Origin of the sequence: Hoeflea sp. EC-HK425 (genome assembly GCF_902498795.1) — a bacterium.
In the GTDB taxonomy this organism is placed as follows: Bacteria; Pseudomonadota; Alphaproteobacteria; order Rhizobiales; family Rhizobiaceae; genus Hoeflea; species Hoeflea alexandrii.
On sequence record NZ_LR701561.1, the window covers coordinates 1 to 3724 of the forward strand.

A 3724-nucleotide genomic window follows, 5' to 3' on the forward strand; every position below is an offset into this window, starting at 1 on the left:
CTTGGCGGGATCGGTCACAGCCAGACTCTGTCCGGTCGGCACAAGGCGCTTGCAGACACCCGGCGCCGGAAATCCTTTGAGTGCCTGAAAGGCTCTCTCGCACGGCGGCTTGATGACGAGGAGCTGCGCGATATCGTCTCGAAAAAAGTGCTCGGCCAAACCAAGCCCGTCATCATCGCCGATGCAAACCCCGAGCCGCTTCCAGGTCGACTGATTGCGGTCGCCGATATCGTGATTGAAGGGGGCGGCATTGATGCAAGTCTGATCGCAGACGTGCTCGCTATTTGTTGTGGCATCCCGGTCACGAAATCCTGGTTTCTGATGAACGAACTGGCATTCGAGCCCGAACATCTTGGCATCGATGATCTGGCAGTGGCCGTGCGTCCCGGGCGAACCCTCAAAAGGATGATCGGGCTCTTAATGACGCTGGAGGCTGAGAACGCCGCAAATATCGATGACGAGGACAGTGACCGCAAGAAGCCGGGTGGGCTCAACTCATCGAAGTCATCGGCGAAATCGGCGCTTGCATTGAACCGCAGGAAATACGCCGGCTGCTTTGAAGTGATCGAGCCACTCACGTCAGCTGCGCAACCAAAGTCTGGCAATCCGTCAAAGACATCAAAGTCCTCTGTAATGCTGAGCCACAGGGATCATTTGTTGGTGGAAAAACTGACGGGGTACGGCGAAGCCAGGCAGTGGGCACTGGACCTCAAGACGGATCTTCAGGCTCTCAAAAACGATGAGGTCCCATGGTCGGAACTGAGCTCCAGGCTTTTGCTCAGCGGTCCCCCGGGCACGGGCAAAACCACGTTTGCGCGGGCTTTGTGCAATACTCTTGAATTGCCGCTGATCGCGACATCAGTCGCAAGGTGGCTTGAGGCCTCGCATCTTGGCGATGTGCTTGCAGCGATTGGCGCGACATTTGATCATGTCAGCCAGAATGCTCCATGCATTTTGTTCATCGACGAGATCGACAATATTGGAAATCGTGCCGCGGGCGGCGAGCGGCCCTATGACGATTATTGGTCCAGTCTCGTCAATCGACTTCTTGAGCTGCTCGATGGTGCCTCAAAAACTCAAGGCGTGATCATTGTTGGCGCTACGAACAGACCAGAGAAAATCGATCCTGCGTTGCTGCGGTCCGGTAGGCTGGAAAAACACATCATCATCCCGCCACCTGACACCGAAGCTCTGATCGGCATCATCGCGCATCATCTTGGCGCTGATCTTCATGCTGTCGTTGAAGGCAGTGGTGCCGTGCGGACGTCAGGTTTGATCAATAGCACCAAGTCCCAGTCGGATGCAGCGGCCACACAGGCCGCCCAGAACGGCATCGGGAGCGAAACCGACAATCGCAACACGGAATCAAATGACCGCCAGAAGGGAGTGCATGCAAATGGCTGATTCCAATACCGCGCTCAACGCACCCGACGTGATGATCAGTGCGCTCAAACCACTCGCCCTGTCTGCAGCCGGCAGGACCGGCGCCGACATCGAGCGCCTCATTCGCGAAGCCCGGCAAAAAGCGCGCCGAGAAAGGCGCAATCTGACCTACAGCGACATCCACGCAGCGCTGACCGCAGACCAGGCAGGACTGTCACCGGAGCTGATCTGGCGTTTCGCTGTTCATGAATCAGGACATGCACTGGCGAGGACGCTTCTAGGGATTGGATCGGTTCTGACGATGTCGGTCGGAAACGGCTTCGGCGGCTTTGTCGAAAGCGAAAGGAGCGCCAACGTCATCGAGAACGGCGACTGGGTGCAAAAGCAGATTGCTTGCAAGCTCGCTGGCCGGGCAGCCGAGAAACTGATCTTCGGAGACATGGTGATTGGCTCCGGGGGCGTTGAACAGTCAGATCTGGCGCGCGCTACGAAATTGGCGCTCGATGCCGAAACCGCCTTCGGCCTCGGCCAGGTCCATCCCCTGCTCTACCGATCTGCTGATCCACAGATGTCGATTCTGTCTCTCGATCGCGAGCTTGCAAGAAATGTGAACAGCAGGCTGGAGGCGGCTGAAGCGCTGGCGATGGGCCTCCTGTCGCAAAATCATGACGCGCTCCTGGCGCTGGCCACGCGACTTGCAGACGTCAAAGTGCTCGATGGCGCCGAGGTGCGCGATCTGCTTGACCGGCATCTCACCAGCTCGACAAACGAGTCCTCGAACGCCGCATCATGAACCCGCGATTCTGAACTCGTCTCGCGCGATTCAAAAACCCGGCCCGTTCGATTCCGAACACTGAAACGGCGATTCCTGCATGGGATTGCCGTCTCAAATCCTGAGCAGTTTCACCTCTAACTAGATCACCGCGTTGCCATCTTGCGATTTGGCGATTCAGAACGCTGCCTTCGCGTTGCAGAATGTGATCCAGCCGATTCTGTTCTCTGCATCTGCGATTCCCGGCACCACAGAGGCCGCTTTTGCGACCTAAGCTGCTTCAGGTGTCGGTTCCCATCCAACTGGGGCCTTAAGCAAGTGCCGCATGGACCCTCCCCAACAACAACCGGGGGTCCTGGCCCCGGGCTGTTGCTGCCAACCGTATGCCATTAGTCGACTCGGAAGACCCGCAATGTGCAGCACCTGGAAAGCCGCTTCTCTTCTCAGCATCACGGCCAATGGCTCGGATGTCGGCCTGCCTCCCGCTGCGGTAGGCCCCCGGCAAGGCATCCTGAGTTACCTGCACCTCAAAACCAAGCGCGATGAAGTGCCGCCAACTTCAAACAACTCATTTCAATTTACGCTGTCGCGATTCAGAACCCCGATCAGCCGATTCAAAACAAGAAACAGGCGATTCAGTCGCAAACGACGTTTGCGTTGAAGACGTACCCAATCTGCTGCTCGCACTTGGTCAATCCATGACATTGGATGTCGGTGAGTTGGGCCTTGCACGCAAAGTCTGATCATGCTGACGGGTCGGCGCTTGCGGAAAATGCTTGACCAGCTCGTGGGGCGCGCTCCTTTCCAGTGGCTTCACCATGGGGCCTCCATGGCTTCGAGCTCCGGAAATAAGCCTGCGAACTGCAGCCTACCGATTCAAAGATCTACTTTTTCGATTCCAACTTCCACCAATTCGATTCACGGATCTACTTGATCGATTCCAAATTGAGCGCTCGCGATTCAGATTTCTATTCCTGCGATTCCTGGTCGCCAGTTTCTCATAGCTGACGATATCTCCTGTTTATCCCGCAGCACGCGAAACACTGTGCGCAAAGCCCACCCGATACGGCTCCGGTGGATACGATAAACCGCACCCCTCGCCGCTGTTTGGTGCGGTTGAAACAAATTGTCAGGAAGTTCGATCAGGTTTTCTGGCAATCGATTCAATGGAAAACGACGTGCCCGCAACTCGATGCGATTTGTTTCAATTTATGCTGTTGCGATTCCAGACTATGTATTCTCGATTCAAACTCAAGATTCCGCGATTCCTCGGCAAACGGCGTCAGCATCGGCCGGCGAGTTCAACGGTTCTTGGTCCAGCGCACGGGATCGGAAAAACTGGCGGGCAAGTTGCGGGCATCATGCCTGCGGACATAAGCGCACCAGCTGTGAGGTCTGGCAATTCAATCAGGTTTCGAGTGGGCTGCCGACAGACCTGCAAGACGCACCTTCTATTTGTGCTCGGCGCAGCTTCCAAATTTCCTTGAGATCAACCCGATCAGCCTTGAGACTTGGATCATTAGTAAAGGCCCCGAAAGCGGGCTCTTTCTGGCGACGGACACTGAATTG

At 56.2% G+C, this 3724-nt stretch carries 2 protein-coding genes; both read left to right on the forward strand.

Annotated elements, in window-relative coordinates:
• Nucleotides 1-1404, forward strand: a 1404-nt coding sequence (locus SPHINGO391_RS01915) for an ATP-binding protein (RefSeq protein ID WP_152007285.1), incomplete at its 5' end; no start/stop codon positions are given.
• Nucleotides 1397-2176, forward strand: a complete 780-nt coding sequence (locus SPHINGO391_RS01920; protein WP_193217156.1) for an ATP-dependent Zn protease — start codon at nt 1397-1399, stop codon at nt 2174-2176. The genes SPHINGO391_RS01915 and SPHINGO391_RS01920, both read left to right, overlap by 8 nt.
• Nucleotides 2177-3724: the final 1548 nt, after the last annotated feature.